The sequence below is a fragment of the Brevundimonas sp. genome, from assembly GCF_041919755.1.
Taxonomy (GTDB): domain Bacteria; phylum Pseudomonadota; class Alphaproteobacteria; order Caulobacterales; family Caulobacteraceae; genus Brevundimonas.
This window is the reverse complement of record NZ_JAYRTD010000002.1, coordinates 111,526-136,232: the sequence shown is the minus strand read 5'-3', so window position 1 is coordinate 136,232 and position 24,707 is coordinate 111,526. Positions and strand designations below refer to the sequence as shown.

Sequence of the window (24,707 nt, the reverse complement as noted above, 5' to 3'; positions counted from 1 at the left end):
AAGCCTGGCTGCGGCGCCGTTGCGCCATGGAATTGGTGGGGAAATGCACATGAAACGTGGCCGTTGCAAAGCGGAACCATAAATTGAGTGTCAGCGCGCGGGCCTTCCCACCTCCTCGACCGGCATGACCGTGACGCCCGCAGGGGGCGGCGTAGCGGGCGCGGGTGCGGCAGGACGCTCATATTCGGCCAGTCGCTCGTTGATCGCGGCGATTTCTTCCGGCGTGGCTTGGCGACGGCCGCCCAAGGAGACGACGCCGACCACGCGGGTCTGACCATCGATCACCACGGTGCGCGGGGCCATGCCCTCGCCGTTGGCTACGGCGTCCGCGACGGCAGCCTCATCCGTCGCGGCGATCTGCAAGCGGGGTCGCGAAAGGCGCGCCTCGTCGATCACGGGCTCGCGGCCGGAATAGGCTTGGCGAAACGCCGCCGTCTCGCCGCTCAGGCCTTTCCAGCGATAGAAGATGTGCGCCCCGATCTGGGTCAGCTTGTTCAGGGTGGTGGCCCACCACGGATGGACATAGTCGGCGTGGTAGTGGGTCGCGGTGCCGACCTTGGTGGCCACGTGGCCGGCCAGCATGCGTTCCGCCACCGTCTGCGACCGTTTCCACGCCCAGCCGACGGGGGCCTGGGCCAAGGCTCCCATGCAGGTGAAGCTGAACTGGCAGCCGGTCGTTCGATCCGCACCTTCGAACACCACACCGCAGATGCTGTTGGGATAGTTCAGATCGCGGACGCGGTTCAGAATCACCTGGGCCACAGCTTCCTGCCCTTCGGTCGGTTCCAGCGCGGCTTCGTAGTAGATGCCCTGCGTCAGACAGCGCAGCGCGCGGCGGCGGTCGGCCTCGCTGGCCGGACGGAACACGAAAGGCCGCGCCGGGCGCAGCAGCCCGCTGGACGGTGTAGCCGCATTGATCCGCTGCGCCTCCAGACCAGACTGACCGAAATCAAGCGTTGGCTTGCCGCCCAGTGAGAGCGTTTCCCAACCCGGCGTCAGCCCGTAGAGCGCCGCCTGCCGATAGCGAGGATCGTGGCGGATCGCCAGCGCAAGCTGGGACGGGTCCATGTCCGCGCGGATGGCGAAAAAGCCGTCTGGACCCAGGTCGCCGCCGGTCGCGAGCCGTACGGCTTGGGCCTGCCGATCGACGTCAGGGCGAGCTGTGGCGACTGCCAAGGTAATCGGCAGCATGAGCGCTAGCGCAACAGGCACGATGGCCCCAGGCCATCGCATCATCCGCCTGAGCGATGTCGGGATGATCTGGGCCACATCCTGCTCCGCGCCCGCACGTCGGGCTAGGCCTTGTCACCTGCCACGACGGCGGATTTCGGGCCGGAAAGCGCCGGTCTCTAACGCCCGCCCAAGGTCGAGCGCAACATCCAGGCGAACTTCTCGTGCGCGGCCAGACGCTGGGTCATCAGATCGGCGGAGGCTTCGTCGCCTGCGTCGGACGCCACGTCCAGAGCCTTGCGCGCCGTGGCGATCAGGGTCTCGTGATCCTGCATCAGCTCCTTGAGCATGGCGGTCGCTTCCTTTTCGGGATCGCCGTCCTTGATCGAGGTCAGATTGCCAAAGGCCGGATAGGATTGCGGGGCCAGAACGCCCAGAGCCCGGATACGCTCGGCGATGTCGTCCAGCGCATTCCACATGTCGGTGTACTGCTGCTCCAGCAGATTGTGGAAGCTGAAGAACTCGGGGCCGCGGACGTTCCAGTGGTAGCCGTGGGTCTTCAGATAGACGGCAAAGCTGTCGGCCAGAACCTTGGTCAGTTCCTGGGCCACATCGCCGCGCTCGGCCTTGGTCAATCCGGTGTGAATGGTGGCAGTCATGGTCGATCCTTCGATGATTTTGTAGCTTGGCAGTTGGGGATTGGGCACACGGTCCGCAACCGCCGCGCTTGCAGGAACGCGATCCGGTCCAATACGTTGCGACGCTGTCTCTCCGGGAGGCATCCAGGGGGATAATGGCCAGCCGCAAGCTTTTCGGTCGCGCATTCGACATCGACGCCGGCGTGACCCGCCTAGCGCGCCTGCCCGCGCTGGCCTGGTGGCAGTCTGTTTTGATTGGCATGGTTTGCGCAGCGGTCATGTTGGCCGTCCGGCAGACGCTTTCGCTTCTCTACGGCGACATCCCCGGCTTCATGATCCTGCTGCCCGCCGTGATCATCGCCAGTCTGGCGGCGGGACGGGTGGCGGGTCTGACCACCGTCGCGGCCAGTCTGATCGGCGGCTGGCTGATTTTGGGCGTCACCCTGTCAGGCCAAAACATGGCGGATCAGCTGGCCAAGGTGACCACCCTCAACTTTATCGTGGTCGGTCTGTTCTGCGTCATCGTCGCGGCCGCCCTGCGCAAGATCGTCAAACGACTGGACGCCTCGGTGATCGAGTTGCAGGCCAGCGAAAGCCGGGCCACGGAAACCGAGTCGCAGTTGCATGCCATGGTCGATCAGGCCGCTGCCGGCATCGTCCGAGTCGGACTGGACGGGCGTGTGGTTTCCGGCAATGCGCGCTTCGCCCAGATCATAGGCCGAACACCGGATCAGATCGTCGGCATCAAGACCAGCGACGTCACCCACCCCGAAGACATCGCGCCGACACAGGACGCGCTTCAGGCCGCGCTGGCCGGCGGTGAGGGCCATGTCGAGAAACGCTACATTCATCCGGACGGGACCGTCGTCTGGGCGTTCACCAGCCTGAGGGCGCTGACCAGCGGCTCCGGCGAGGTCGTCGGTTTTGTGGCGGTGCTGGTCGACATCACCGCCGCCAAATCGGCAGAGGCGGCGCTGCGGGAGAGCGAGAGCCGGTTCCGCGACATCGCCGATACAGCGCCGGTCCTGATCTGGGTGACGGCTCAGGATCGGACGCGCGCCTTCGTCAATCAGGCCTATGTCGCTTATCATGGTGGCAGCTACGAGAATGCCCGCACCGGCGACTGGCGCGACATGATCCATCCGGAGGATCAGGCGATGATCCTGGAGCAGTCGATCGCTGGCGAGGCCACGGGACGGCCCTTCGCCATGGAGGCGCGGTATCGCCGGACCGATGGAGCCTATCGGTGGCTGCGGTCCTTCTCGCGCCCGCGCCTGAGCGCCGATGGCGAGGTCATCGGTTTCGTGGGCGTGGCATTCGACGTCACCGAGGCGCGACAGGCCGGGGATGACCTCAAACGGATCAACGAACTGCTGGAAGATCGCGTCAACCAGGCCCTGGCCGAAAAGGCGCGGGCAGAGGCCGATCTGATGCATGCCCAGCGGATGGAGGCGATCGGGCGGCTGACCGGCGGTGTCGCGCACGATTTCAACAACCTGTTGACCGTGGTGATCGGGGCGCTTGATATCATTCTGCGGTCTCCGGACGATGCGGCCAAGCGCAAGAAGCTGGGCGAGGCTGCCCTTTCCGCGGCCCGCCGGGGCGAGGGCCTGACCCACCAGCTGCTGGCCTTTTCACGCCGCCAGACACTCAGGCCTCAGCCTGTGGACCTGAATGCGCATATCCTCGAGGGCGAGCCGCTTCTGAAACGCGCCGTGGGCGAAGCGGTCGAGTTGCGGCTAAGGCTGCGTCGTGGCGGAGCCGCGGTGCACGTCGATATCGCCCAGTTCGAGGCGGCGCTGCTCAATCTGGTGGTCAACGCCCGCCACGCGGTCAAGGACGGCGGTCACATCGGCATCCAGACGCAAAGCTGCGAGGTAGAGGCGGGGGATGTCACGGATCTGCCAGCGGGGCAGTATATCTGCGTAACCGTCTCGGACGACGGTTCGGGCATGGATGCCGACGTCATGGCCCGGGTGTTCGAGCCCTTCTTCACCACCAAGGCGGTCGGCAAGGGGACCGGCCTAGGCCTGAGTCAGGTCTACGGCTTTGCACGCCAGAGCGGCGGGGCTGCACATATCCGGTCGAAACCCGGTCGCGGGACCCAGATCAGACTCTACCTGCCACCCTTGGCCGACGGGATGGCGATCGCGGAGCCTGAGACGATCGCGGCCGCGACCAGCGTATCCAACCGCCGTCTGCTGCTGGTCGAGGACGACGCCAGCGTCGCCGCAGTGGCTCTGGAGCTTTTGCAGGACACCGGCTTCGAGGTCCGGACCGCCGAGACCGCGCCCCAAGCCTTGAAACTTTTAGCTGATGAAGCCTTCGATGTGATGCTGAGCGACATCGTCATGCCCGGCGGCATGACGGGTATCGAACTGGCACAGCAGGTCACGCGAGACTACCCGTCCATGAAGGTCGTCCTGACCTCAGGCTACGCCGGGGACGATGTGGATGAGGCGCTCAGGGATGCCCCTTGGCCATTCCTGCGCAAACCCTATTCGGGAGATGAACTGGCACGGATCCTGGGTGGGTCCGACGACGCCACGCAATCCTGAAGGATCCTAGCGGCGAGCCTTACGCGCGGCGTAGCGGGCGTCGCGAGCAGCTTTCTGCTCTTCCTTGGTCAGTTGCTTGCGCTCCTTGCGGGCCGCGCGTTTCTGGGCATCAGCGGCTTCCTGCGCCGCCATTTCGGCGGCCAGGCGGGCGGCTTCCTTCTCGGCCTTTTCGCGACGGGCCTCGGCCTTGGCCAGCTCATGCTGCTGGCGGATGGCTTCCTTCTCCGCTTCGCGCTTGGCCTGCAGCTTGTCGAATTCGGGGTCCTGAACCATCGGCTTGGGCTTGAACCGGGCCAGCAGGGCTTTCTTGGCCTCCTGTTGGGCCGTGATGCGGTCGTTGAAGCCAGTCTGTTTCAAATCTCTCATGCGTGGAGTCGTCGATATCCCTGATCGTGTCCGGATGCGCGTTGCGCAACGGGCGAGCGGCGCTCAGCCCAGCGGGAGGCCTAAAGACCATATGGCCTCAAAAATCAAGGTTGGCCGCAGCCATGTCGGCTGCGGCCAACCAAGGTCGTGCGATCAACGCGGCCTTTCGGCCTGACCTACGGCGGCACCTGCGGCTCCCCCGACAGCAGCACCGACGGGGCCGCCGACGACGGCACCGGCAACGGCACCCGTAGCGGCCTTCTGTTCGATGGTGGTGCCGCAGGCAGCGGCGCTGACGGCTAAGGTGGCGAGGGCAAGGGTCAAGGCAAGGCGTTTCATCGGTATCCTCCGGCGATATGGTCAAGCCGGAACGCCATGCCCCGCTACGAGTTCCGGCGGGATCCGACGGCACGGCGCGCCCGGTCGATCCACAAGTTCGCGACCTCGGTGGAAACAACAGATGCGCGGTCTGAATAGTAGGGCTCGCCGAACTCTCAATGATCTTCAGTAGTCTCGACGTGTTCGAATACAGTATTTCGCGCTGCCACTTAAGGAGTTTTCACACATTTCCTTTGGCATCGCCCGGAGCTACCGAAAACGGGTGCCGCGATGTTGCGCCGCACACAAATCTTGCGAATCAAACACATTGAGGCCATAAACGGCTGGCTTAAGGCGCGTCCTCGACGAAACGGGCATTCACCGACCGTCGATATGGTTGCAGCTGCTGCGGCGCACGCCCTTGTCGGGTCATCGCGAAACGCACGGCGGCGAGACTACCCGGGGGCGGCATTGCGCCCTGTCGAATGGACTAGAGCCTTTGTCGAACCCGTCGCTCCAGCGCGTGATGTCACTTGCCGACCGCAAAGCCCGGATCAAGCCCGGCACGGCCGTCATGGCGTTCGGCGCGCTGGTCAGCGTGGCCATCGGCGGAGCCTATGTCGCGGGCTCGGCCGCCAAGGCGACGACGGTTCGCGCTCAGGCCGAGCGCATTCAGGGTGCCACGGCAGCGGGCTTTACCGAAGAGGCCCTGGCTGCGGCGACGGGTCTGGACGAAAGCGCCCTGACCATCGCACGGCGACATGACCCCTATCTGGTCGCAGGTGCGGACCAGCGGGATCGCCAGGCCGAATTGCTGACCGCGCGTCTGGAACAACTCCGGTCCAGCCAAGCCGGATCGGGCCTGCGGCGTGTCAGTCTGACCGGCAACGCCCCCGCCCAACCCTTCCGCCTCGGCGGCGCGCTGGAGGCTTCACGCGATCTCGATTGCCTGACCGAGGCTGTCTATTATGAAGCGCGCGGCGAAGGTCGCGACGGCATGCGCGCCGTGGCCCAAGTGGTCCTGAACCGCGTGCGACACCCCGCCTATCCCAAGAGCGTCTGCGGCGTCGTCTATCAGGGCTCGAACCGCAGCTCGGGCTGCCAGTTCAGCTTCACCTGCAATCGCGAGCTGTTGGGTCGCCGCAACGCCGCCGCCTGGGATCGGGCCCGCACCATCGCCTCGGGGGCCCTGTCCGGCCAGGTGTTCGGCACCGTGGGCAATGCCACCCATTTCCACACCACAGCTGTGAGTCCCAACTGGCGCAATTCGCTGGTGCGCGTGGCCCAGGTCGGTGACCACCTGTTCTATCGTTTCAGCGGCCGGGCCGGGTCGCGCGCGGCCTTCGCCTATGCCGGTCGCTCCTCGACGGCATCGGACAGCGCACCGCGCGTCGTTCAGGCCAGCCTGAACACAGTAGCGGATGCCTCCGAAGGGCCCGTGGCCTATACCGACGTCGTCGCCACCGATACGGCATCAGCGGCTGCTAAGGCGGCACCGGCGCCGGCTGAAGCCGTCTCCGTCGTGGTCGCTCCCACCGCCTGATCCGGCTTCAGGACGCGATACGAGCGTCTAGACCAATATCCAACGACGGCGCGGAGTGGGTCAGGGCCCCGACCGAGATCACGTCCACGCCCGTCTCGGCGATACCGCGGACCGTCTCCAGATTGACGCCGCCTGACGCCTCCAGCGTCACCCGCCCGGCGGACCGGGCCACAGCCTCGCGCAGCATGGGCAGGTCGAAGTTGTCCAGCATGATCACGTCCGGGCCATTGCCCTGGTCGATCAGAGCAAGCAGTTGATCCAGCTGGTCCAGCCCGTCGACCTCGATCTCGACCTTCATCAGGTGACCAACCGAGGCACGCGCCGCCTGCACGGCGGGCACAACGCCGCCACAGACGACGACATGATTGTCCTTGATCAGGATGGCATCATCCAAACCGAAGCGGTGATTGACCCCGCCGCCGCACAGCACCGCATGTTTCTCCAGCGCGCGAAGACCGGGCGTCGTCTTGCGGGTGTCGGCGATACGGGCACGGGTGCCTTCGACCGCCTCCACATAACGCCGCGTCAAGGTGGCGATGCCGCACAGACGACCCAGCAGGTTGAGCGCCGTCCGCTCCGCCGACAGAAAGGCGCGCGCGTCGGCCTCGACCTCGGCCAGGACGGCCCCGGCCTCGAAGGCGTCGCCGTCGGCCACCTTCAGCGAGATGTTGGCCTTGGGGTCCATCGCCAGAACCGCCAGTCGGACGCACGAAAGCCCCGCCACAACACCGGGCTTTCGCGCCACGAAGTCGGCCCGCATGCGCGCGCCTTCGGGGATGCAGGCCATGGCCGTGACGTCGCCGGCCCGGCCCAGATCCTCGGCCAGGGCCATGCGTACGATGGGTACGATCAAGAGGTCGGGAAGGGTCCGGATCATGGTCACTCGGCGGCCATCGGTACCTCGGCGGGCTTGACCAGCCGGGTATGCACGGGTTTGGGGAGGGTATCGGGATAGTCCGACCGATAATGTCCGCCGCGGCTTTCATGGCGCGCCAGAGCCGAGGCTGCGATCAGCCGGGCCGTCAGCAACGGCAGGGCATCAGGTGTCCCGGTCTCAAGGTCAGCCATGATCGCAAGGGCGCGGGTCAGGCCGGTCTCATCCCGCACCACGCCGACATCGTCACTCATAGTCGCACGAAGGCGGGCAAGGGCCTCCGCCGGCAGGTCGACAGGCGCAGACGGCACGGTTACGGGACCGTCGTGCAGACTTTCGGCCGCCGCCGCGCGCCCGGTCCTTCGCCCGAAGGATGCCGCTTCCAGCAGGGAGTTGGAGGCCAATCGATTGGCCCCGTGCACGCCGGTCGAAGCGCATTCTCCAACCGCATAAAGACCGGCCAAGCTCGTATGCCCGTCCGGACCCGCCGCGATCCCGCCCATGTGATAGTGAGCCGCCGGGGCGACCGGAATCGGGCTTACACGCGGGTCGATGCCGGCTCGCATGCAGGCCGCGAAGACAGCAGGAAAGGCCGTCGGGAAATGATCGCCGACGGCGGTGCTGGCATCCAGAAACGCGCCGCGTCCCGCGACCACCGCCAGATGGACGGCGCGGGCGACGATGTCCCGAGGCTTCAGGTCCGCATCGGTCTCTGGCCCCAGAAGAAAGGCTCCGCTCCGGTCGATCAGGCGGGCACCCTCTCCGCGCAGGGCCTCGGTCGCCAGCGGCATGGGGTCCAGGCCGACATCCATGGCGGTGGGGTGGAACTGTACGAACTCCGGATCGACGATCTCCGCCCCCGCCCGCCAGGCCAGGGCCAGACCCTCGCCCAGCAGGGTAGCGGGCGTGGTGGTGCGGGCAAACAGCCCCCCTGCCCCGCCGGTGGCCAGCACGACATCCGGGGCCAGAACCTCGATCAGCCGTCCCCCGGCCCGCTCGATCAGGGCCCCGCGCACACGGCCGGTGGCGTCCTGGATCAACCCACGCAGACGACCGTCTTCCCAGACCGTCACATGCGGCGCGGCGCGGACGGATGTCACGAGGGCCGACAGGATGGCCCGCCCGGCTCCGTCGCCGCCGACCCGGGCGACGCGGGCCTTGGAATGGGCCGCTTCCAGACTGACGGCGAAATCGCCATCGGCATCGCGGTCGAAGGGAGCACCGAGGGCAGCCAGCCACTCGACGGTTGCGCGCCCGTCCTCGGTCAGCAGGCGCACAGCCTCCGGCTCCACCAGGCCAGCCCCGGCGTCACGGGTATCGGCCGCGTGCAGGCCCGGCGTATCGCTGAACGACAGGGCGGCCGCCATGCCGCCCTGGGCCCAGGCCGAGGACGAGGCCTGCAACAAGGGCGCAGGCGTCACGACCAGCACGGGTCGAGGCGCAGCCTCCAGCGCGACCGACAGCCCCGCCAGACCTCCGCCGATGACCAGAGGCCCGTCGTGGTGGATGCGGCTCAACTGCGGATGCCCAGATAAGCCCCGGCGATGCGCAGGGCCTCAGGCAGCGAACCTTCGGCCAGTGGCATCAGGGCCGCAACGCCGACAGCAGCGCACGCCACGCCGGTGGCGAGGAACAAGCCCACACTCATGACGGCTTCCTTGACCGTCAGCTGACGGCCTTCCGGACGCCACGCCCCGCGACGCAGGTGGCCGTACAGGGCAATGGCGAGGAAGGCGGCCAGAATCCAGCGGCCCGTCACAAAGCCCCAGTAGACGACCAGAGCCCCCACCGCGATCATGGCCACGCGCTCCAGCATCGGGTGAATGCGGGCCAGGACCGGGCCGATCGCCTTGGAGCCATCAAGAGGCGGGGCCGGAGCCAGATTGACCAGGTTGATGGCCGCAATCACCGTCGCCGCCAACAGCCATTCGGCCCCTCCAACGGTCAGATAGAGCGCGAAGAACGGAATGGCGGCAAACAGGCCAAAGGCCGGCCCTGCCAGCGACACCAGCACCCCATGCCACTCGCTGACCGGCATGCGCTGGCCCTTCGCCAGTCCGCCCAGAAACGGAATGACGTAGATGCGGGCCGGGCCCATGCCCACGGCGTTCATGGCCAGCACATGTCCGTATTCGTGGACGAACAGGCCGAAGATCGCCGCCATCGCCACGACCCAGCTGCCGCTGACCCACCAGATGAAACCACCCAGCAGAAGCGTCGAGATCAGGGCCCAGGCGGGATGCTGACCCTTGTCCAGCGGCGCCTCGACGGCACCGCGCGGAGCGGGCGCAGGCGTTTCGACGGCCTTCGGCTCTTCAGGGCGCGGATCCCAGGGACCGCGCGGTCGGGGGGTGTTGGTGTCGGTCATGGCTGCGAACTGGCCCTTGCGCGCACCGACCGCAAGCCGCCCCTGACGATCGGCCTCACCTGCCGCATCAGATCAGTTCCACCGCCACATGGTGACGCGCCTTGAACAGGTCGTACCGGGCCGGCACCACCGGCGGCGGCAGATCGACCATCCGCTGCACCGCCAAACGCGCGCGCTCGGCCATGTCCTCAGGCACCGTCACCTCGAACTGCAGGTTCAGCAGGCAGTCGCGGATATTCTCCAGAGTGATCCGCTTCATGTGCGGGCACATGTTGCACGGTCCGATGAAGTCCACGCCGGGCACGTCACCCTTGATGTTCGATGCCATGGAGCATTCGGTGATCAGCACGACCTGTTTTGGCTGGCGCTGCATGACATAGTCGGTCATCGCGGCGGTCGAACCGGCGAAGTCGGCGGCGGACAGCACTTCTTCCGGGCATTCCGGATGGGCCAGGATTTCGGCACCGGGATAGGCGGCGCGCATGTCCGCGATGTCGTCGGCGGTGAACCGCTCGTGCACCTCGCATCGCCCCTGCCAGGCGATGATGCCGACCGTCGTCTGTGCGGCGACGTTGCGCGCCAGGAACTCGTCGGGGATCAGGATGACACGGTCGACGCCCCATTCCTTCGCCGCCCATTCGACCACCTGAACGGCGTTTGCGGAGGTGCAGCAGATGTCGGTCTCGGCCTTCACATCGGCGGTGGTGTTCACATAGGTGACGACCGGCAGGCCGGGATAGCGCTGCTTGATCAGTCGCACGTCCGCTCCCGTGATCGACGCCGCCAGCGAGCAGCCCGCGCGCAGGTCGGGGATCAGCACCGTCTTTTCGGGCGACAGGATCTTGGACGTCTCGGCCATGAAGTGCACGCCGGCCTGAACGATGATCTTGGCCGTCGAGCGCGCCGCCTCCTTGGCCAGACCCAAGCTGTCGCCGACATAGTCACCCACGCCGTGAAAAATCTCGGGCGTCATATAGTTGTGAGCCAGGATGACGGCGTCCCGCTCGCGCTTCAGCTGGTTGATCTCGTGGATCAATGCGGCCTGGGCGGGCCACTCCATCGGCGTGACATGGTCCTTGACCTTAGCCCAGACGGGCGCGGTCTCACGCGCCAGTTCGTCTGACAGTCCAAACATACCGTCCGCCATATCTGCCTCCTCAAGGGCTTATGCTCATACTTAGCATAAGCGGTGGCAATGTAGGCGCACGGGACAGTAATGCAAGTTTGAAAGCAGGATCAGCGGCCCACGGTGATATAGTCGACGACAGTGACCGTGCGCGCGCCACCGGCATAGTACACCTGACCTTCGTGCGCGGATGGATCGGGGGCAAATATGGTGCGTCCCTCCAGCGCCTCCACGATCCGGTCGCTCGCCCGCGTATCCGCGAGGCGGGCGTGATCCGGCCGGCAGTCCGATAGCCGGCGCTCACGCACGACACAGCTGATTTGGGTTTCAGCAGGCGCTACGACAGGCGTATCAGTTGGCGACGGACCTCGATCACGCGGCGCACCCCGTCGGCTTGCCGCAGACAGCCTGCTGGGACGTTGCGCTGCGGGATCAGCGAGGGAAACATCGATGCCGGCGCGCGTCAGTTGATCGCGGTCGTCTGTCGTATCCCAACCGCATCCGCTCAACACGCGGTCCAGATTGGCGGATTGGGTCGGCAGGTCGAAATCGGCTCTGACCCGTGCTCCGGCCCGGTCGGACCCGGTCAGCGAATATATGCCGCCACCCCGCATGAAGCGAACATCGCGGGCTGGTATCTCACTTCGCAGGATACCTGGCCCTCCACTAGGTGCCCAAACCTGCATGTCGCTTCTGCCGTCGGCCCGGGCCGCTGAGAGCACCAGCCGCTCATCGACCTGCCCAAGGCCCGCAAGCACTGCCGTCAAGGCACCAGCACGACATTGCACGACCAACGCCGCACCACCTTCGTATCGTACCGCCGCGACCATCCGGCCTTCGGCGGGGTTCTGATCGAACTCCCAGTCGTCAGCATCCTGCGCTGACGATAGGGACGCATGAAGCAGCAGTGGAACGGCAATGGCCGCGAGCAATGACGGTTTCATGGCGGTGGTGCCCTCCCAAGCCTATAGGTGCAACTCACCCCGCGGGCGCAGGAACTGTCAAGCAGCTTGCATGGACCAGCCCGCCTCATGTGCCAGAAGCCAACGCTTGCGTTGCAGCCCGCCCGCATAGCCGGTCAGGGTCCCGTTTGCGCCAACGACGCGATGGCAGGGCACGATCAGGGCGATGGGGTTCTGGCCATTGGCCATGCCGGCGGCGCGGACGGCGCGGGGTGAGCCTACGGCCTGCGCGATCTGGGCATAGGTGCGGGTCTGGCCTGGCGGTATAGCCCGCAAGGCCGACCAGACGGCACGCTGAAACGCCGTGCCGGCCGTGCGCGTCTTCAGCTGGTCCAAAGCTCCGGCGTCGCCGCTGAAATAGGTCAGGACGGCATCGCGTATCTCGGCAGGTGCCGTACCTTCCACCAACTCGAACGCCCCGCAATGCCTGGCTAGAAGCCGCAGCATGCGCGGTTCGAAATCATGGAAATCCAGCGCTCGCACAGCGCCGTCCGCATCGGTCACCAGCAGGACCTGTCCGACCGGCGTGTCGATGCGGTCGAGCTTGAGCGCTTCAGGCGGCGTCTTTGACATCATCACTCTCCAACAGATAGGCAGCGCCCAGCCCCGCCATACTCAGGTGCAGTGCGCCATAGGCGCGCCAGGGTCGCCAGGTCTCGGCGCGCGTTCGCAGGGGTTCGTCCTGCAGGCGGTCATTGGGCGGATCGACGGCGTCATCGATCCACTGGCCCGGCAGGCGCAGGCCCGGTCGCTGCTGAACCAATGGCGCCAGAACCGGATCGCGCGACAGGTCGCGGCCGATGGCCTCCGGATCAGCCGACAGGTCGAAGACGCGTCGCACGCGGGACAGTATCCCGGGCACGGCTCTTAGATCGCTGACCTCTAGCTGCACCTCGACGCGGCCCGGTTGAAGAGGCCGGACCGAGACCTGCCCGTCGGCACCGTCCGTCGCCTGCGCGAGCGGTCTAGACCAACCTCCCCCAGCGACCGCGTCTCCCCGCATCCGTAAGGCCATCAGCATCGCCTGCCAGTCATAGGGCGGTCGATAGGGCAGGCTCAGTCGGATGCCGTCCTCGCGGGTCCGCGCACCATGACGGCGCAAGCTTGATGGAGGGCGGTCGTACAGCGCCTGGAAGGTTTCATTGAAGCGCCGCACGCTGCCGAAGCCTGAAGCCAGGGCGACCTCGGCCATGTTCAGATCCGTCTGATGGATCAGTGCCTTGGCCATCAGGACGCGGCGGGTCTGGGCCACACTCACCGGGGCGGCCCCCAGATGCTGACGAAACAGGCGGCGCAGGTGGCGTTCGCCGACCCCCAGCCGCCCGGCCAGTTGCTCCAGATCGCCGTCGTCCAGCGCCCCCGCCTCGATCAAGGCCAGGGCCCGGCTGACGGTATTGGAGGTGCCGCGCCAGGCCCCCATGTCTGGTGCCGTCTCGGGGCGACAGCGAAGACAGGCCCGGAAGCCCGCCACTTCCGCCGCCGCCGCCGAAACCACGAAGGACATGTTCTCCCGCTTTGGCGTGCGTGCCGGACAGACGGGGCGACAGTAGATGCCTGTGGTCTTCACACAGCCGAAGAACCGCCCGTCGAACCGGACATCGCGCGTCAGCACCGCGCGATAGCAGGCGTCCTGGTCCAGAGGGGCAGCAAGCTCGTCCATGTCGCCAGAATGCGACCGGCCCATCCAAAAGTCTCGCGGTTTTCGGACATGGCGGTGGCGGTGGCTGTGTTCAACCTCGCACAAACCGCCAAAGGTGGCGCCCCATGGAGAAGACCAGCGAGATCATCACCGCCACCCCGACCCAGGTCAGGATCAGCGACAGGGCGCTGCCGGCTCCGATCAGATCGCGCGCGCTGTCGCTCATGACCCGCAGTCGTTCGAAATCCAGCAGAGCCCAATCGCCCGCGATGCGCACGGAGGAGCCATTTTTGGCCAAGGTGAACCAGTGGCCGTACTGGAAGATGGTCCAGACGATAGCCAGGGCCATACCCGAGGCGATGACCTCCAGACCCGCGCGCAAACGGACCCATTGTGGCCGGAACAGACGGATCGTCTCGATCCACAGCTGTCCGATGGCCAGCAGCATGATCGGCACGAAGTTCGCTTGCCAGATGGGGGAGGCGAAGACCTGAGCCCAGCCATCGGTAATCGCAATGGTCTCCAGACCCGATACGGACCATAGCCCGCTCCACCAGGACATGAAGATCAGCAAGGCCACGATGCTGAACACGGCCTCTCCGCCAGGCCAACGCCCTTTCAGCGAATGGGCGCGCCACAGGCCACTCGATGATTTTGCGGGCGTCGCCGCCTGCCCCGCCCGGCCCTGCAGCGTCTCGCTCCAGCGGTCCGGGTCCGACAGGTTGAAGACCGGCAGATCCTTGACCCGCCAGTTCGTCATGAAACCGGGCCGATAACCGTAGTGTTCGAACAGGGCACCGGTGACGGTGGCGGCACCGATGATGAATAGCCCAGCCTCGATCACGCCGTTGATGGCCCGGCTGATGGCCTGCCCCACATCGCTGCTGGCGGTCACGATATGGATGACCGCCACGACGACCTGGATCGCCACCATCAGCATCAGTCCCGCCTTGACCGCGAACAGCCACCAGGGGAACAGCTCGGGCCCGATCAGGGATTGCGCACCCTTGCGATAGCGCCCGGCGACGACCAGCGGATGACCGATCTCGCGCAGGATCGCCTCGCGCTCCGCGTCGGTCAGGTCGCGGCCCAGCTCTTCTTCCTTGGCCTCGAACCGGCTCAGGATCAGATCGCGCAGTTCGGCGATGATGTCCTCACGCTCCCCCTGAGGCAGCTGGGCGGCGACGGCATTCAGATGGTGGTCGATCAGGTCCATCTCGGTCCCCCTCCAGGTCGGAAATGTCAGAGAATCTTGTCGAGCGAGGCATTGATGCCGCGCCATTCGTCGGTCAGGGCGGCCAGCAGGGTCACGCCCTGCGATGACAGGCGATAGAAGCGCTTTTTGCGCTTCTCCTCCTCGCGCCACTCGCTATCCAGCAGGCCCTGGCTCTCCAGCCGACGCAGCAGGGGGTAGAGGGTGCTCTCCTCCATCTCCAGCCCATCCGCCGCCAGCGCCTGACGCAGGGTGTAGCCGTAGCGCTCGGTGCGCAGACAGGCCAGCACAGCCAGGACCAGCGATCCGCGTCGCAGCTCCAGCCGCATGGTTTCGAAAATGTCGGTGCCGTCCGGCATCGCAAAGCCATCCAGGTGACGTCACATAGTGTGTGACACACAGTGTGTGACACACACTGTATGAGGATGTCAAATCCGACGTCTCGGCGTCTTCATGCATCCGTCAGGGCCGGTGCCTCGTTGCTGATAGGCGCGCGGCTATCCGTGATCGTCACAACGCGCTAAAATGTCAGGCTAATCGCTCAGGACGACACCCGCCCCCGTGTTCAAGAACCTGCTTCCCAGCAAACCGGGCACGGAGCCCCTGGCCGAGGCGCTTAAGGCGTGCCGGACCCATTTCGTCTGGGCGGCGGTGTTCTCGGCCTTGGTCAATCTGCTGTACCTGACCCCCACCCTGTACATGATGCAGGTCTACGACCGGGTGGTACCGACCGGCGGTCTGACCACCCTGGTGCTGATCACTGTCGTCGCCCTGTTCGCGCTCGCCGCCCTGTCGGGACTGGACTGGCTGCGCGGTCGGTTGATGCTGAGGGCGGGCCTGCGGCTGGACCGGATGCTGTCGGGCAAGGTGCTGTCGCGGGTCATGGACCTCCAGACCAAGGCCCCCAACACCCACGCCCTGCGTGAGTTCGACAATGTGCGCGGGGCCATCGGCGGCCAGGGCATGCTGGCCCTGTTCGATGCACCGTGGACGCCGATCTATCTGGCCTGCTGTTTCCTGCTGCACCCGTTGATCGGGGTGCTGACCCTGGTTGGGGGGATCATCCTGTTTATCCTCGCCTGGCTGAACGAGCGGGATACTCGCCCGCGGCTCAACAAGGCCATTCAGTCCCAGAACCACGCCTATTCCGCCCAGGAAAGCATCGCCGGTCAGTCCGAGGTGGTGCGTGCACTGGGCATGCGGCAATCCTCCATCGCCCGCCAGATCCATCAGCGCCAGCATGCCACCGCCGCACAGGCCGATGCCCAGCTGGCCGGTGGACGCTATTCGGGGGCAATCAAATTCCTGCGACTGGTGATGCAGTCGGCCGCCCTGGGTCTGGCCGCCTATCTGGCCATCAAGGGGGACATCACGCCCGGCTCGATCATCGCCGCCTCGGTACTGCTGAGCCGGGCCGTGGCGCCGATCGAACTGCTGGTCGGCGTCTGGCCCAGCCTGGTTCAGGGTGTGGCCAGTTGGAAGACGCTGACGGACCTGTTCGCCAATACGGCGGGCGTCGAGCGCGAACGCACCGCCCTGCCCGCCCCGCGCGGTCGTTTGCAGGTCGAGGGTGTTACCGTGAAGTTTCCCGACACCGAAACGCCACAGCTCCGGGCGGTGTCGTTCGCCCTCCAGCCCGGCCAGACCCTGGGCATCGTCGGAGCCAGCGGCTCGGGCAAGACGACCCTGGCCCGCGTCATCGCCGGGGCCTTCAAGCCCCAGGCCGGGGCCATCCGTCTGGACGGTGCCGAATACGATGCGAGGGAGGGCGACGATCTGGCCCGCCACATCGGTTATCTGCCCCAGGTGCCCAGCCTGTTCGCCGGCTCGATCAAGGACAACATTTCGCGCTTTGCCACCGCCACGGGTGTCGCGCCCGACGTGGCCGATGCGGGCGCGGTCAAGGCGGCGATGGCGGCGGGGGCGCATGAACTGATCCTGCGCCTGCCCAAGGGATATGACACGGTCCTGGGTCCCTTCGGCCAAGGGCTGTCGGCCGGTCAGGCGCAGCGCGTGGCTTTGGCCCGCGCCCTGTATGGCGAGCCCGTACTTCTGGTTCTGGACGAGCCGAACTCCAACCTCGATCAGGAGGGCGAAGCCGCTCTGATGCAGGCGATCCTGGGGGCCGCCGCGCGCGGAGCCGCCGTGGTCGTGATCGCGCACAGGGCGGGGGTCCTGGCCCGCGTCGATCGCCTGCTGGTCATGCGGGACGGCTTGGTTCAGCAGGAGGGCCCGCGAGAGGAAGTGCTGGCGAAGATGCGGGCCGATGCCGGCCGTGCGACCCCGCCCGCCAGCCAGCCGCAGCCACCGGCCGCGCAGGCGCAACCGCTGCAGAACCCGCGGCCCGGACCGCGACCGGCATGACCCAGGTCTCGCCCGACGCCACCGCCGCACCACCAGCGCAGTCGCCAGCGCCCGAGCCGGTCGCGATCACCGATGCGCCGCGTCGAGAGCTGATGATCGGCGGGGCCATCATCGTGGCCTTCTTCGTGGTCTTCTTGGGCTGGGCCGCCTTCGCGCCCCTGGATCAGGGGGCGTATGCGCAAGGGTCGGTCGCCGTATCCGGCAACCGCCAGGCGGTTCAGCATCGCGACGGTGGCGTGGTCAGCGCCCTGCTGGTCGAGGAGGGCGACACCGTCCGTCAGGGGCAGGTGCTGCTGCGCGTCGGCACGGGCGAACTGACTGCCACCGAACGCGGCGTCGCCGGGCAGGTGTACGCCCTGCTGGCCCAGCGGGCCCGCCTGATCGCCGAACGCGACGGACTGGCGACCATCCCGACGCCGCAGGAGTTCGCGGGCCTCGACGCCGACGACGCGGCCCTGGCGCAGGAGTCACTTCGCATTCAGCAAGCCCAGTTCAATGCCCGCCGCACCAGCCGCTCGACCGAGACCGGCGTATTGGGCCAGCGCGTTAATCAGCTGAACGAGCAGATCGTCGGTTACCAGCGCCAGATCGCCGCCAATATCGAACAGCAGCGGCTGATCCAGGAAGAACTGACCGGCATGCGCAGTCTGGCGGCGCAAGGCTATGCGCCTCAAACGCGGGTGCGAGCCCTCGAGCGCGCCGCGTCCGAACTGGAAGGTCAGCAGGGGGCCTTGCGGGCCCAGGTGGCCCAGTCGCGCGAAGCCATCGGTCAGGCGCGTCTGGAAATGTCCGGCGTGTCAACCAAGCTGGGCGAGGACGTAGCCGAGCAGTTTCGCCTGATCGACGTGCAGCTGAACGAACTGCGTCCGCGCCTGACCGAACTGCGCGCCCAGATCGCCCGCAGCGAGGTCCGCGCTCCGGCGTCGGGGCAGATCGTCGGTCTGACCATCTTTACCGAGGGCGGGGTGATCCAGCCCGGTCAAACCCTGATGGAGGTCGTGCCCAGCGAGGCGTCGCAGGTCATCGTGGCCCAGATCAGCCCCAACGATGTCGACAACCTGCGCCCCGGCCAGCAGACCGAGGTCAAATTCCCCGGACTTCGCGAAAGCAACCCGCCGATCATTTACGGCAGGGTGACCCGCATTTCGGCCGACAGCTTTACGGTCGAACAGACGGGGGCCAGCTTCTTCCGGATCGAGATCGTCGTGCCGGCCGAGGAGCTGGCCAAGCTGGGCCGGGCCGCCGAAACGATCAGACCCGGAGCCCCGGTCGAGGTGGTCGTTCTGCTGCGCAAGCGCACGGCGCTGACCTATCTTATCGAGCCGCTGACGAACAATCTGTGGCGGTCGGGCAGCGAGTAGTCAGCCCGCTTTCGCCCTCAGCCGATAGGCATGCAGCAGGGGCTCCGTATAACCGTTCGGCTGATCGACGCCTTCGAACACCAGCGCGCGCGCGGCCTGGAACGCCAGGCTGGCGTCGGGGTCGGGAGCCATGGGGCGGTACAGCGGATCGCTCGCGTTCTGGGCATCGACCTTGGCCGCCATGCGCAGCAGCGCCGCCTCGACCTGGTCGCGCGTGCACACGCCGTGCAGCAACCAGTTGGCCATATGCTGGGAGGAGATCCGCAGGGTGGCCCGGTCCTCCATCAGGCCGATGTCGTGAATGTCCGGCACCTTGGAACAGCCAACGCCCTGATCGATCCAGCGCACGACATAGCCCAGCAGGCCTTGGGCGTTGTTGTCCAGTTCCTCGGCCACCTCTGCATCCGACCAGTTCCGGCCCTCGGCCAAGGGGGGTGTAAGCAACTGGTCCAGATCGGGCACGGGACGAACTGCGATCTCCTCCTGCAAGCCGAACACATCCGTCTGGTGATAATGCAGCGCGTGCAGGGTCGCGGCCGTGGGTGACGGCACCCAGGCGGTGTTGGCCCCCGTCCTGGGATGCGACGCCTTCTGCTCCAGCATGTCGGCCATGCGGTCTGGCGCGGCCCACATGCCCTTGCCGATCTGGGCGCGCCCGGATAGGCCGTGCTTTAGGCCGATGGCGACATTGCGGGCTTCATAGGCGGCGATCCAGGCCGCCGACTTGATGTCACCCTTTCGCACCACCGGGCCGTACTGCATGACGGTGTGAATCTCGTCGCCCGTGCGGTCCAGAAAGCCGGTGTTGATGAAGACGATCCGGTCCTTCACCGCATGGATGCAGGCGGCCAGATTGGCGGAGGTGCGGCGCTCCTCGTCCATCACCCCGACCTTGATCGTGTGGCGCGGGACGCCGATCAGATCCTCGACCGAGTCGAACAGCCGGTTGGTGAAGGCGGCCTCCTCCGGCCCATGCATCTTGGGCTTGACGATATAGATCGAGCCGGCACGGCTGTTCCTGAACGCCCCCTGCCCCTTTAGGTCGTGCAGGGCGATCAGGCTGGTAACGACGGCATCCAGCACGCCCTCGGGGGCCTCGCTGCCGTCGGGCAGGCGGACCGCCGGCGTCGTCATCAGATGGCCGACGTTGCGTACGAACAGCAGGGCCCGGCCCGGCAGGGTCACGGTCGATCCGTCCGGGGCCGTGAAGACGCGGTCCGGGTTCAGCGCCCGCGTCATCAACCGCCCGCCCTTGTCAAAGGTCTCGACCAGATCGCCCTTCATCAGGCCCAGCCAGTTGCGATAGGCGGCGACCTTGTCGGCGGCGTCGACCGCGGCGACCGAGTCCTCCAGATCGACGATGGTCGACAGCGCGGATTCCAGGATGACATCGGCGATGCCCGCCGGGTCGGTCGCACCGATCGGATGTGTTGGGTCGAACACGACCTCGATATGCAGGCCGTTGTGGCGGAACAGACGGCCCCGTTCGCTCTGGCCGACATATTGCTGCGGGTGACGGATCGCGATGCCCTGGTGCGGATCGGTCAGATCGGCCCACGATCCTTCGACCAACGGCACGGCCTCATCGAGGAAGGTTTTCGCCCGGGCCACGACCCGTGCGCCCCGCGCCGCATCATAAGGGCCTGCGGGCGGCGCATCGCCCAGCGCATCGGTGCCATAAAGCGCATCATACAGACTGCCCCACCGCGCATTGGCGGCATTGAGGACGAACCGCGCGTTCAGGATCGGCACCACCAGCTGCGGCCCGGCCAGGGTCGCCACCTCGGCATCGACGTTCTGCGGATCGACGGTGAAAGCCTGCGGTGCCGCTACCAGATAGCCGATCTCCGTCAGGAAGGCCCGGGACGCCGCCACGTCGTAGGGCTGGCCCCTCCGCGCGTGGCTCCAGTCGTCGATGCGGACCTGGAGGTCATCACGAAGGGCCAGAAGTCGCCGGTTCTCGGGCGCGGCCCATGCGAAGAGGTCAGCCACGCCGGACCAGAAGGCATCTGCCTCCATGCGCAGACCTGCCAAAGCCTCGCCCTCCACAAAGGCGGCAAGTGCTTCATCGACCTGCAATCCGGCACGGAGCGTCATGGGCATGGCAGGGGTCTCCCGTTGAACCTGTAACATTCCGTGATGACCCGGCGGAAGTCGAGAAGAATTCAACGACGGGACGCGGTATCGATTTGCAGGTCTGAAATCGGATCGGACGGCCTCTAAACGACCATACGCAACTTGTTTGATTTGCAAACTTGTCTGTGTTAATCCGCCTCCACCAACGGAGGGAGGGTCATTCATGTCGTCCACCAGCATCCATCCAACCGAGCGCCTGCACGGCCTCGACGCCCTGCGCGGCATCGCTCTGATCCTGGGCGTCGTCCTGCATGCCAGCCTGTCCTATCTGCCGACACCGATCTGGCTCTTTCCGGACGACCAGACCTCGATGGGGGCCAGCGTGCTGTTCTTCGCCATCCATCTGTTCCGGATGACGACCTTCTTCCTGATCGCGGGCCTGTTCGCGCATCTGCTGCTGGGACGTCGGGGCGTCTGGGGCTTCGTCAAGGATCGGGCGGGGCGCATCGCCAATCCGATGTTCGGCATGTGGTGGGTCGTCTTTCCGGCCATCATCGCCGTCATCGTCTGGAAGGCGGCCATCGACAACGGCGGCTCCATCCCGACCGACGGGCCGCCACCGCCGCCCCTGACGCTGGAGACCTTCCCCCTGCTGCACCTGTGGTTTCTGTGGGTGCTGCTGCTTTTCTACGGCGTCTTTCTCGCCATCCGCCTGATCGGCCGGCGTATCGACCGCGACGGAGGCCTCGTCAGGAATCTGGATCGCCTGACCAACATCCTTATCGGTCCGTGGACCCCCGCCGTCCTGGCCGCACCGCTGGCCCTTGCCCTGTGGCTGACGCCGGACTGGATCGTCTTCTTCGGCATACCGACACCGGACAAGGGCTTCGTGCCCAACCCTGCCGCCATCACCGGCTTTGGCCTGGCCTTCACGCTCGGCATCCTGCTGGACCGCCGCCGCGACCTGCTGCCCCGGATCGAGCGCCTGTGGCCTCTGTTCACCCTCGTGGCCATCGGTACGGGCACCGGGGCCCTGATGATCTCCGGCGGACCCGTCCCGTCGCTGGTGCCGATAACCGACCCGTCGATGAAGGCCTTCGCGGCGGCCGTCTACGCCTTTGCCGTCTTCACCGCGACCTTCGCCGCCATCAGCCTGTCGCTGCGGTTCATGAGCGGCTACAGCGCCGTACGACGCTATCTGGCCGACGCCTCCTACTGGATCTACCTGGTCCATCTGCCGCTGGTCATGGCCGGACAGGTTCTGATGCTGGACGCACCCCTGCCCTGGTGGGGCAAGCTAGGCGGAATCGTCCTCGGCGTCCTGGCCGTCTCGCTGATCACTTACGAACTGCTGGTGCGCCACACCTTTGTCGGCAAGGCCCTGAACGGTCGTCGCATCCCGTGGCGCAAAGCTCCGCTTCCCCACGCCGTGCCCGCCGAATAGCTTGCCAACAGGAACCGGCTCGTTCACCTCAGGGACGAGCCGGTTGCCGGAGACTCCCCTCATGCTGACCCCGCCCCGCCTGCACTCCGCCGAAGACGATCTGGCCTTCATGCGCGCCATCGTCGAGGGCGGTGGCAAGCCTCACCTGACCCTGGCCGTCGCCTATCTGGCGGGCGGCCTGCTCTACGGGCTCCAATGCCTGTTCCATATCGGTCAGGCGACAGGCGTGATCCGTTGGCCGGATCTGGCCAATCTGGCGTTCGTCATCGGCATCAGCGTCGCCTTCCTGAGCGTCCTCGTCTGGGCCATCCGCAAGGACAAGGCCGACGGCGTCGGCGGCACGCGCGGCCCTTTGGCGACCCGCATCCTGAACGCTGCCTTCAGCAGCGCAGGCATGGCGAATGTGGCCGTCATCATCATTTTTGGCGTCGGGGCCATGCGGGATCAGGACTTCGCCGTCTGGCTCTACTATCCCGCCATCGTCTTCTGTCTTCAGGGGTCGGCCTGGCTGCTGGTCTATACCTTGAAGCGCAAGGCCTGGATGCTGGCCACCGCCATCGGCGGCTGGGTCACGGCTGTGGCCCTGGGCCTGCTGGTCCGTCAGGTCGACTGGTATCTGGGCGTCTGCACTGCCGCCCTGTTCCTGCTGTTCGCCCTGCCCGGCTGGATCATGTTGCGCGACGCGCGTGCGGCCAGGCGGGCCTGACGCATGGGCCTGGCCGACCTCGGACGGATCGACGACGTCATCCACGGCCGCCTGCGGCTGGGGATCATGGTCTATCTCGTCGATGCCGACACGGCCGATTTCACCGAGCTGAAGAATGCGTTGGAGGCCACCCAGGGCAATCTGTCGGTCCATCTGAAAAAGCTGGAAGAGGCCGGCTATGTCGCCATCGCAAAGAGCTTCAAGGACAACAAGCCCCTGACCCGCGTCTCCATCACGCCCGCAGGCCGCAAGGCCTTCGGCACCTATCTGGACGCCATCGCCGGTCTGATCGGCGGCAAGGGATGAGTTTTCGCCCGCCACAACGTCCCCGTGTCATGGGCATCGTTAACGTCACCCCCGACAGCTTCTCCGACGGCGGCCGGAACGACACCGTCCAGGCCGCCGTCGCCCACGGCCTGCGCCTGGCCGAACAGGGTGCGGACATCCTCGACATCGGCGGCGAGAGCACCCGTCCCGGCGCGACCCCCGTCGATGTCGACACCGAGATCGCCCGCACCGCCCCCGTCATTGCCGGGCTGCGCGACGCCGGATGGTCGGGGGCCATCAGCATCGACACCATGAAGCCCACGGTTGCCCGCATCGCCATGGCCGCCGGAGCCAACATCTGGAACGACGTCACCGCCCTGAGCTTTGCGCCCGACAGTGTCGCCACGGCCATCGCGCTGCAATGCGACGTCGTGCTGATGCACATGCAGGGCCGGCCCCAGACCATGCAGGACGCCCCGCATTACGACGATGTGGTCGCCGAGGTCGCCGACTGGCTGGCCGTGCGCGCGGGCGAAGTGATGGCGGCAGGCCTTGCGCCCGACCGCCTCTGGCTGGACCCCGGCATCGGCTTCGGCAAGACCGCCGCGCACAACCTGGCCCTGACCCGAAACCTGCATCGCCTGGCCGCCACCGGACTGCCCATTCTGTATGGGGCCAGCCGCAAGCGCACCATCCAGTCCATCGACCCCACCGCCACCGACGCCGCCGACCGCCTCGGCGGCTCACTGGCCCTGGCCCTGGAAGCCGCCCGCAACGGCGCCGCCGTCATCCGCGTCCATGACGTGCGCGAAACGGTCCAGGCGCTGAAGGTTCAGGCGGCGATGGCCATCGACGGCTTGCCCTGATCGCCGCCATCGGCCATCTCACATCCATGCCTGCCCACATTCCGCCGCCCCCCGCCGACCTCGGCCGCGTCCTGATCATCGCCGGCTCCGACTCCGGCGGCGGCGCAGGGATCCAGGGGGACATCAAGGCCATCAGCCTGCTGGGCGGGTTCGCCGCCACGGCCATCACCGCCATCACGGTCCAGAACACGCTGGGCGTCCACGGCGTGCATCCCCTGCCGCTGGACCTGATCGAGGAGCAGGCCCGCGCCGTGCTGGACGACATCGGCACCGATGCCGTCAAGACCGGCATGCTGGGCTCCATCGCCGTGATCGAGCGGGTCGCCGCCATCCTCGACACCACGCCCGCCTCCGCCGTCGTCGACCCCGTCATGATCGCCAAGGGCGGCCACCCCCTGCTGGACGCCGACGCCGTCGCCGCCGTCCGCAGCCTGATGATCCCGCGCGCGGCCCTGCTGACCCCCAATACGCCCGAAGCCGAGGCCCTGACGGGTCTGACCATCACCGATCTGGACGGCCAGCGGCGGGCGGGCGACTTCCTGCTGGGTATGGGCGCACAGTCAGTGCTGATGAAGGGCGGCCATGTGCCGGGCGAGACCGTGATCGACGTCCTGATCACCCCGACCGGCGAAACCCTGCTGGAGGGGCCGCGTATCGAGACCCGCCACACTCACGGCACCGGCTGCACCCTGGCCAGCGCCTGCGCCGCCGGTCTGGCGCGTGGCCTGCCGCTGGAGACCGCCGTCGCCAACGCCTGGGCCTATGTCTCCGAGGCCATCCGCCGCGCGCCGGGCCTGGGCGGCGGTCACGGCCCGCTGGATCACGGCTGGCCCATGCGTGACCGCTGA

At 66.7% G+C, this 24,707-nt stretch carries 23 protein-coding genes; 9 read left to right on the top strand and 14 right to left on the bottom strand.

What is annotated here, in order from left to right; translation table 11 throughout:
- Positions 1-90 precede the first annotated feature (90 nt).
- Entirely contained in the window at positions 91-1,269 is a 1,179-nt protein-coding gene (locus tag ACE3TH_RS03435) for a cell wall hydrolase (RefSeq protein ID WP_374597365.1), read from the bottom strand.
- Positions 1,270-1,349: 80 nt separating this feature from the next.
- Positions 1,350-1,829, bottom strand: coding sequence for a Dps family protein (locus ACE3TH_RS03430; RefSeq protein WP_296166873.1), 480 nt, complete (start codon positions 1,827-1,829; stop codon positions 1,350-1,352).
- A gap of 134 nt (positions 1,830-1,963) precedes the next feature.
- On the opposite strand from ACE3TH_RS03430, the gene ACE3TH_RS03425 reads away from it, so the two are divergent.
- Positions 1,964-4,366, top strand: coding sequence for a PAS domain S-box protein (locus ACE3TH_RS03425; protein WP_374597363.1), 2,403 nt, complete (start codon positions 1,964-1,966; stop codon positions 4,364-4,366).
- Between the two features lie 6 nt (positions 4,367-4,372).
- Here the strand turns inward: ACE3TH_RS03425 and ACE3TH_RS03420 are convergent, their stop codons facing one another.
- Both ACE3TH_RS03420 and ACE3TH_RS03415 read right to left on the bottom strand, forming a co-directional pair.
- Positions 4,373-4,732 carry a DUF6481 family protein gene (locus ACE3TH_RS03420; RefSeq protein WP_374597361.1) on the bottom strand — a complete coding sequence of 120 codons (360 nt, stop codon included), beginning with the start codon at positions 4,730-4,732 and terminating at the stop codon, positions 4,373-4,375.
- A gap of 153 nt (positions 4,733-4,885) precedes the next feature.
- Positions 4,886-5,071, bottom strand: a complete 186-nt coding sequence (locus tag ACE3TH_RS03415; protein WP_374597359.1) for a hypothetical protein — start codon at positions 5,069-5,071, stop codon at positions 4,886-4,888.
- Positions 5,072-5,576: 505 nt separating this feature from the next.
- Here ACE3TH_RS03415 and ACE3TH_RS03410 point away from each other — a divergent pair.
- Positions 5,577-6,593 carry a cell wall hydrolase gene (locus ACE3TH_RS03410; protein WP_374597357.1) on the top strand — a complete coding sequence of 339 codons (1,017 nt, stop codon included), beginning with the start codon at positions 5,577-5,579 and terminating at the stop codon, positions 6,591-6,593.
- Positions 6,594-6,600: 7 nt separating this feature from the next.
- Here ACE3TH_RS03410 and nadC read toward each other — a convergent pair whose 3' ends face one another.
- From nadC to ACE3TH_RS03365, 9 genes are all read right to left on the bottom strand, one after another.
- A complete protein-coding gene (nadC, locus tag ACE3TH_RS03405; protein WP_374597355.1) occupies positions 6,601-7,470 on the bottom strand; it encodes a carboxylating nicotinate-nucleotide diphosphorylase in 870 nt (289 codons plus the stop codon).
- 2 nt (positions 7,471-7,472) lie between these two features.
- A complete protein-coding gene (locus tag ACE3TH_RS03400) occupies positions 7,473-8,984 on the bottom strand; it encodes an L-aspartate oxidase (protein WP_374597353.1) in 1,512 nt (503 codons plus the stop codon).
- On the bottom strand, positions 8,981-9,835 hold the full coding sequence (locus ACE3TH_RS03395; protein WP_374597351.1) for a metalloprotease: 855 nt from the start codon (positions 9,833-9,835) through the stop codon (positions 8,981-8,983). The genes ACE3TH_RS03400 and ACE3TH_RS03395 overlap by 4 nt, the downstream gene beginning before the upstream one ends.
- A 67-nt stretch (positions 9,836-9,902) precedes the next feature.
- Entirely contained in the window at positions 9,903-10,982 is a 1,080-nt protein-coding gene (nadA, locus tag ACE3TH_RS03390; RefSeq protein ID WP_374597349.1) for a quinolinate synthase NadA, read from the bottom strand.
- A gap of 89 nt (positions 10,983-11,071) precedes the next feature.
- A complete protein-coding gene (locus ACE3TH_RS03385; protein WP_374597347.1) occupies positions 11,072-11,905 on the bottom strand; it encodes a hypothetical protein in 834 nt (277 codons plus the stop codon).
- Between the two features lie 57 nt (positions 11,906-11,962).
- Positions 11,963-12,496, bottom strand: a complete 534-nt coding sequence (locus ACE3TH_RS03380) for a methylated-DNA--[protein]-cysteine S-methyltransferase (protein ID WP_374597345.1) — start codon at positions 12,494-12,496, stop codon at positions 11,963-11,965.
- Positions 12,477-13,583, bottom strand: coding sequence for a bifunctional transcriptional activator/DNA repair enzyme AdaA (locus ACE3TH_RS03375; RefSeq protein WP_374597343.1), 1,107 nt, complete (start codon positions 13,581-13,583; stop codon positions 12,477-12,479). Before ACE3TH_RS03375 ends, ACE3TH_RS03380 begins: the two co-directional genes overlap by 20 nt.
- A gap of 70 nt (positions 13,584-13,653) precedes the next feature.
- Positions 13,654-14,778, bottom strand: coding sequence for a hypothetical protein (locus ACE3TH_RS03370; protein WP_374597341.1), 1,125 nt, complete (start codon positions 14,776-14,778; stop codon positions 13,654-13,656).
- Between the two features lie 26 nt (positions 14,779-14,804).
- Positions 14,805-15,134 (bottom strand): PadR family transcriptional regulator, encoded by a 330-nt coding sequence (locus tag ACE3TH_RS03365; protein WP_374597339.1) that lies wholly within the window; start codon positions 15,132-15,134, stop codon positions 14,805-14,807.
- A 202-nt stretch (positions 15,135-15,336) separates the two neighbouring features.
- Here ACE3TH_RS03365 and ACE3TH_RS03360 point away from each other — a divergent pair, with 202 nt between their 5' ends.
- Positions 15,337-17,139, top strand: coding sequence for a type I secretion system permease/ATPase (locus ACE3TH_RS03360; protein WP_374597337.1), 1,803 nt, complete (start codon positions 15,337-15,339; stop codon positions 17,137-17,139).
- Positions 17,136-18,500 carry an HlyD family type I secretion periplasmic adaptor subunit gene (locus ACE3TH_RS03355; protein WP_374597335.1) on the top strand — a complete coding sequence of 455 codons (1,365 nt, stop codon included), beginning with the start codon at positions 17,136-17,138 and terminating at the stop codon, positions 18,498-18,500. Before ACE3TH_RS03360 ends, ACE3TH_RS03355 begins: the two co-directional genes overlap by 4 nt.
- On the opposite strand, the gene ACE3TH_RS03350 is transcribed toward ACE3TH_RS03355, so the two are convergent.
- On the bottom strand, positions 18,501-20,603 hold the full coding sequence (locus ACE3TH_RS03350; protein WP_374597333.1) for a malate synthase G: 2,103 nt from the start codon (positions 20,601-20,603) through the stop codon (positions 18,501-18,503).
- Between the two features lie 196 nt (positions 20,604-20,799).
- On the opposite strand from ACE3TH_RS03350, the gene ACE3TH_RS03345 reads away from it, so the two are divergent.
- From ACE3TH_RS03345 to thiD, 5 genes are all read left to right on the top strand, one after another.
- Entirely contained in the window at positions 20,800-22,020 is a 1,221-nt protein-coding gene (locus ACE3TH_RS03345) for an acyltransferase family protein (RefSeq protein WP_374597331.1), read from the top strand.
- Between the two features lie 61 nt (positions 22,021-22,081).
- On the top strand, positions 22,082-22,726 hold the full coding sequence (locus tag ACE3TH_RS03340) for a hypothetical protein (protein ID WP_374597329.1): 645 nt from the start codon (positions 22,082-22,084) through the stop codon (positions 22,724-22,726).
- A 3-nt stretch (positions 22,727-22,729) separates the two neighbouring features.
- Complete coding sequence (locus tag ACE3TH_RS03335; RefSeq protein ID WP_292175363.1) at positions 22,730-23,032, top strand: transcriptional regulator; 303 nt, start codon at positions 22,730-22,732, stop codon at positions 23,030-23,032.
- The gene (folP, locus tag ACE3TH_RS03330) at positions 23,029-23,859 is read left to right on the top strand and encodes a dihydropteroate synthase (protein WP_374597327.1); all 831 of its coding nucleotides are present in this window, start codon (positions 23,029-23,031) and stop codon (positions 23,857-23,859) included. The genes ACE3TH_RS03335 and folP overlap by 4 nt, the downstream gene beginning before the upstream one ends.
- 26 nt (positions 23,860-23,885) lie before the next feature.
- Positions 23,886-24,707 carry a bifunctional hydroxymethylpyrimidine kinase/phosphomethylpyrimidine kinase gene (thiD, locus tag ACE3TH_RS03325; RefSeq protein WP_374597325.1) on the top strand — a complete coding sequence of 274 codons (822 nt, stop codon included), beginning with the start codon at positions 23,886-23,888 and terminating at the stop codon, positions 24,705-24,707.